Source organism: Lysinibacillus macroides, assembly GCF_001281525.1.
Lineage (GTDB): Bacteria > Bacillota > Bacilli > Bacillales_A > Planococcaceae > Lysinibacillus > Lysinibacillus macroides.
On record NZ_LGCI01000013.1, the window covers coordinates 1 to 4,881 of the forward strand.

Sequence of the window (4,881 nt, forward strand, 5' to 3'; positions counted from 1 at the left end):
ACGGCAATACATTAAACGATAGTGAATTATTAGCCAAAATGTTTGCGTCCAAAAACGGCAAGATCATTAGAAATCTTTGGGATGGAAATATAGAGGGCCATAACAACGACGATTCCAGTGCAGATATGGCACTTGCTAACCATTTAGCTTATTGGACAAATGGTGATTTCACACGTATTCACAACCTAATGTGGCAATCAGCGTTGGCAAGAGATAAGTGGACTAAACACCCTACTTACCTTGCAATGACAATCGAGAAGGCAGTAGCTAGCACTACAAATACTACACCTATTGTCCCTACACAAACAAAAGAGATACAGAAAGAAACAGTTACACTTGAACATGTTGAACTAGGTAACAAAAAGTCATGGTGGATAGAAAACGCAAATGGAACAAAATCGTTAAAACATAAAATTCTAGCAGAGGAAGTTTTGAAGGATTTTTTCATAGTGCGTTATCCAACAGCACACAGCGACTTATATTATTACAACAAGAAAAAAGGCATTTATGAGCAAGACACTTCAGGTAGACAGATAAACGCTATAATTCGAAGTAAAGACGATTTATCACGTTCACAGGTGAAAGAGGTTCACGAATACTTAGCTGATATGTCACCAGTAGTTAATAGTATTGCCCAAGATTATATCGCTGTAGAAAATGGCTTGTTAAACCTCTCTACTTTCGAGTTAGAGCCATTTAACCCTGGTGTATTTTTAATAAAAAAAATCCCAACTGCCTATAACCCTTATGCTTACAATGAATTTGTACAAAACACATTAAATAAAGTAACTGAAAATCATGAACCTAGCATCCGCAATATAGAAGAAATGTTTGCTTGTGTTATGTATCCAGAAGTATTAGTACCGAAAATGTTTTACCTATACGGACGCACTGCACATAACGGAAAATCATCTGTCCTAAATATGATTCACGAAACATTCGATAACAAAGGTGGCAACATCTCTGCTGTATCTCCACAAAGATTAGCCACAAACAATTTCGCTGGTTCTTCCATGTACGGTAAACTAGCAAATATTGTAGACGATCAACCAGACCAAGTTATTCAAGACAGTGGATTACTAAAGACAATTATTACTGGTGGTCGAATTGAAATTGAACGAAAAGGAAAAGATAGCGAAACTGTAAAAATGTCTACCGTTTGCATCACTGCAAGCAATTTTTATCCCAACTTCCGTGAAAGTGGGAATCAATTGAATAGAAGGCTACATATCATCCCATTCGAGCATAATTTTTCGAACGATCCGGATTGCATTTCTGATAAAGAAACAATGGAGATTCTGAAAAGTCAAAGTGCTAGGGAATATGTTTTGAAATTAGCGGTTACAGCATTAAAACGGATGTTATCAGCTGAAAATATTGCTCAAGATAACTTAACAAAAAATGAGAAATCAATTGAAGCAGCGCAATCCTTTGCAGAATACAGCGATCCACTAGCTGATTATTTCTTTGAATTCGACAAAGATTATTTTGAAAATCATGCTGGTAGCCGAGTCCTTCAAGATTATGAAAACTGGTGTAAAGATAATAGAGTCGCATATCCACTTGGCACAAGACGATTCAAAGAAGCCGTTTGTAACCAATACGACATGGAATGGAAAACAAAAAAAATAAAAATAAATGGTCAGTGGAAATCAGTAAAAGGTTTTAAAGCAAAGTAAAATAAAAATGGTAACCAAAACGGTAACCAAAATGGTAACCAAAATAGTAACCATCCAAACGCTTACTCTCTCAAGGGATAAGCGTTTTTTTGTGTGTTTTTTTAAAAATAAAAGGTAACCACATGAGTAACCACAGCGGGGCTTAGAGCCATAAGGATTTACTCTTTTATTTCTTCAAATGGTTACTAGGTTACCGTTATTTTTTCAGTTATTAAATTTAGGTGCGTTAACAAAGTCCTAATACTTAAGTAATAGGTATATTGTACATGTACCAAAATTTAATTAAAGTAAAAAAAATAGTAACCAGTAACCAAAATACACACAAAGCCTAGAAAGAGTAAGGTTTAAGGTGGTTACTGTGAGTTACTATATAGTAACCAAAATAGCGAAACCCCTTGTCCCTGTAGGGTTAGTGATGGTTACTACTTTTTATCTCATCAACAATAAAACAGTAACCACACACACCACCTGTGGGTTCTTGTGTATGCAAAAAAACACTTAGGGCCATTAACAGACCATAAGTGTTTCAAAATTCAATTCCATTTAAGTTCATTTAAGTAGCTTTCCAATTTAATTCGTTCAAGCTGTTTTAAGTCAAGGGGATTGACCATAAAATAACTTTCTTGGCCTACCTTAAACGAAAAATAATTCATATCTTTTAAAGCTCGGATTCTACGCCATGTAAAACAACTGAACGGTACAAGTATGTATTCTTCGTGTTCTGCAGCGCTTTCCATTAAATCCAGCAGATAGTAATGGAGATAATTTGATAATGATTTACTTAATACAGTTGGGTGCATACGATCTGGATTGTTGAACAAATATTTACGAGGGTCTTTTTCTTGATAATCGGTTGGATATAACTTGGCCATTTCTTTACCCCCTGTATCGGAATCTATATGGATTATATTGATAATTCCATTTCAGATACTTCGTATATTGTTGTAGCTTTTCTATTTCTGATTCTTCGAGTTCTGATTCAGGCAACATAAGATAACTTTTTGGGCCAACCTTAAATGAGAAGTAATTCTTTTTCTTTAAATAAACGATTCTTTTTCCTGATAAGCATTCATTGGGTATAATTATTTGATTTTTATGAGTTGCTAACATATCCATTTGTTCAAGTGCTGCAGCATAAAGAAAATTTGAAAATGAATCACTTATATGTGCTGGTGTTGCAATTCTTGTAAAAAGATATAAAAAGGCTCGTGGATCTCTTTTTCGATAATCATGCGGATACAATTTTTTCATTTTTTCGTTTTTCCTTTTTTGATTTTTTTCGTTTTCAAAAAAAATTTTAAAAAAGATAACGTCGATTTTTTTTGAAAACGTCGTTAAGAAATTTAGTTCGATTCGGTTCAAAAATTTATAACGGATTTCGGATGATTAAGAAAATTTTTTTCAAAAAGTTGCGACGGTAAAAAGGTTTGTCCGGCGCAGAAATTAAAAACATATTAATGATATTTATCAATATAATACACATCAACAATATTACCTTAATATGGAATATGTATTGAAAGGGGTTTATTTGTTTTCTAAGGCTTCTTTAATTCGTATTTCATGTCTGTTTAGGTATCTTCTATGTTCATATTCTAAATGTGAAATGTCACTTTCTTGAATTGCTTTGGGAACGTATCCACCTTTGTCGAAAAGTAAATTTTCAATTAAAAGTGATTGTGTTTTCAAAGTGGAATATTCATCGAACTCTTTTTTTAGATAGGTTTCTTCTTTTCTAATTCGAGCGAGTTTAAGTAGTCTGTATAACTGAACAAATGAGTATTTTACTAATTCATCATAAGGAAGGAATAGTTTGCTTAGGTCAGTATCATCGTACTTCTCAAGACGAGGATTTCTAGTTTTAATTTTTTCCATATTTCTTTCCGGATTTAATGGAGCACCACAAGTAGAACATTTTATATTTTCTTCAGAGTTTAAATTCAATGAGTAACAATAAACACATAATTTTTCCATACTACCGAACCTCCTTTATTGGGACTCAATTTCGAGTAATTCACTTATGCTTTCCAGCTGTAAGGCTTCACATATTTTCTCTAAATGTTCAATCGACAATCGATCAACATAACCTCGACACAGGTTAGAAATAGCATTTGGTCTTACATCTGCTAATTCCGCTAATTGAGATTGAGTCATGTTGCGTTCAATTAACAGTTCTTTTAATTTAATTTTTATTTTTTTCATTAGATATACCCTTTCTTTTCTCTGTGGTTTTTCTATATTCTATTATATCGTTTTAGTGTTATTATTAAAACCCTATTTGACTATATAACGCATAAGCGATAAAATGATAATTAAGATAAAAGGAAGGGGTTTTAATAATGAATTTTGCTTTAGTATCTTTTGCATTTAATGGCGGTTTATATTTTGAGCGACAAGTTTTATTTAAAACTAATGTAGAAGGGTTGGTATGGGGAGATATTGTTGTAGTAAAAAGCAAAGGCAAAAAGAAAAGAAAGGGATTAGGGGTTTTTGTGAAATACGTCGAAGAAAACCGATACCCTGAAAAAGAACCAGGGGTGTTGTTAAAAAAAGCGAGAACAAATGTCCTTAGGAAAACTATGAAAAAACGAATTAGGTTGTTTGAAGATGTACAAGTGTCTGATTCTATTTGTAAAAGGTACCGAGGAAGATTTAAAGGTAACGAAGGTTTGAGTGATAAAGAGGTCAGAGTGAAAATTATTCGTAATTTAAGTGTAGCAGCTTATAGAATTCCACCAAAAAAGAATATAAGAAAAAATGTAAATTGTTATTTCTTCGGAGACATGATAATCGTGTTAAAAGATAATAACGTAATAAATATTAAACGACATGATATAAAGGTTAAATGGGTTCGACCTAAATTACTTATAGAAATAGCAGAGAAACAAATAAAAGCAAAAAAAGCTACCGGTGCAACGGCAGCTCTTAAGAAAAAAAAGTAAAACTACTGTAATTTTAACTGTTATGATGAAAATGGGAAAGAGGTAGGCTGTGAGACGATTCGAAATACATTTTTGTGATACATAGTTCATCTTGATTCGTCTCATGCTCTGTTGATTAAATCTTAACAGTGAAAAGGACGGTTATATTATGTACATGGGGAATTACTACGAGTTTGATGCAAATGAGTGATCTGTATTACGATAAAAAAACAAAAACATTAGTTAGTGTATATGACTATGATGTAGTCAGGTTTGAACACAGA

General features: G+C 32.9%; 6 protein-coding genes. 2 read left to right on the forward strand and 4 right to left on the reverse strand.

Features of this window, described 5'->3' with window-relative positions:
- Nucleotides 1-1,679 (forward strand): DNA primase family protein (locus ADM90_RS21920; protein ID WP_053996997.1); only part of this gene is annotated, 1,679 nt, incomplete at its 5' end.
- A gap of 533 nt (nucleotides 1,680-2,212) precedes the next feature.
- Here the strand turns inward: ADM90_RS21920 and ADM90_RS21925 are convergent.
- The 4 genes from ADM90_RS21925 to ADM90_RS21940 form a co-directional block, all read right to left on the reverse strand.
- Nucleotides 2,213-2,551, reverse strand: a complete 339-nt coding sequence (locus ADM90_RS21925) for a hypothetical protein (protein WP_053993578.1) — start codon at nucleotides 2,549-2,551, stop codon at nucleotides 2,213-2,215.
- 4 nt (nucleotides 2,552-2,555) lie between these two features.
- On the reverse strand, nucleotides 2,556-2,930 hold the full coding sequence (locus ADM90_RS21930; RefSeq protein WP_053996998.1) for a hypothetical protein: 375 nt from the start codon (nucleotides 2,928-2,930) through the stop codon (nucleotides 2,556-2,558).
- Nucleotides 2,931-3,203: 273 nt separating this feature from the next.
- The gene (locus ADM90_RS21935) at nucleotides 3,204-3,650 is read right to left on the reverse strand and encodes a hypothetical protein (protein WP_053996999.1); all 447 of its coding nucleotides are present in this window, start codon (nucleotides 3,648-3,650) and stop codon (nucleotides 3,204-3,206) included.
- A 15-nt stretch (nucleotides 3,651-3,665) separates the two neighbouring features.
- Nucleotides 3,666-3,878: a helix-turn-helix domain-containing protein gene (locus tag ADM90_RS21940; RefSeq protein WP_053997000.1), complete on the reverse strand. Its 213-nt coding sequence runs from the start codon at nucleotides 3,876-3,878 to the stop codon at nucleotides 3,666-3,668.
- A 137-nt stretch (nucleotides 3,879-4,015) separates the two neighbouring features.
- On the opposite strand from ADM90_RS21940, the gene ADM90_RS21945 reads away from it, so the two are divergent.
- Nucleotides 4,016-4,618, forward strand: a complete 603-nt coding sequence (locus tag ADM90_RS21945) for a hypothetical protein (protein WP_053997001.1) — start codon at nucleotides 4,016-4,018, stop codon at nucleotides 4,616-4,618.
- Nucleotides 4,619-4,881 lie beyond the last annotated feature (263 nt).

Coding starts and splice junctions, on each gene's coding strand:
- ADM90_RS21925 (WP_053993578.1), bottom strand. CDS start 2,551: ATGGCCAAGTTATATCCAACCGATTATCAAGAAAAAGACCCTCGTAAA.
- ADM90_RS21940 (WP_053997000.1), bottom strand. CDS start 3,878: ATGAAAAAAATAAAAATTAAATTAAAAGAACTGTTAATTGAACGCAAC.
- ADM90_RS21945 (WP_053997001.1), top strand. CDS start 4,016: ATGAATTTTGCTTTAGTATCTTTTGCATTTAATGGCGGTTTATATTTT.
- ADM90_RS21930 (WP_053996998.1), bottom strand. CDS start 2,930: ATGAAAAAATTGTATCCGCATGATTATCGAAAAAGAGATCCACGAGCC.
- ADM90_RS21935 (WP_053996999.1), bottom strand. CDS start 3,650: ATGGAAAAATTATGTGTTTATTGTTACTCATTGAATTTAAACTCTGAA.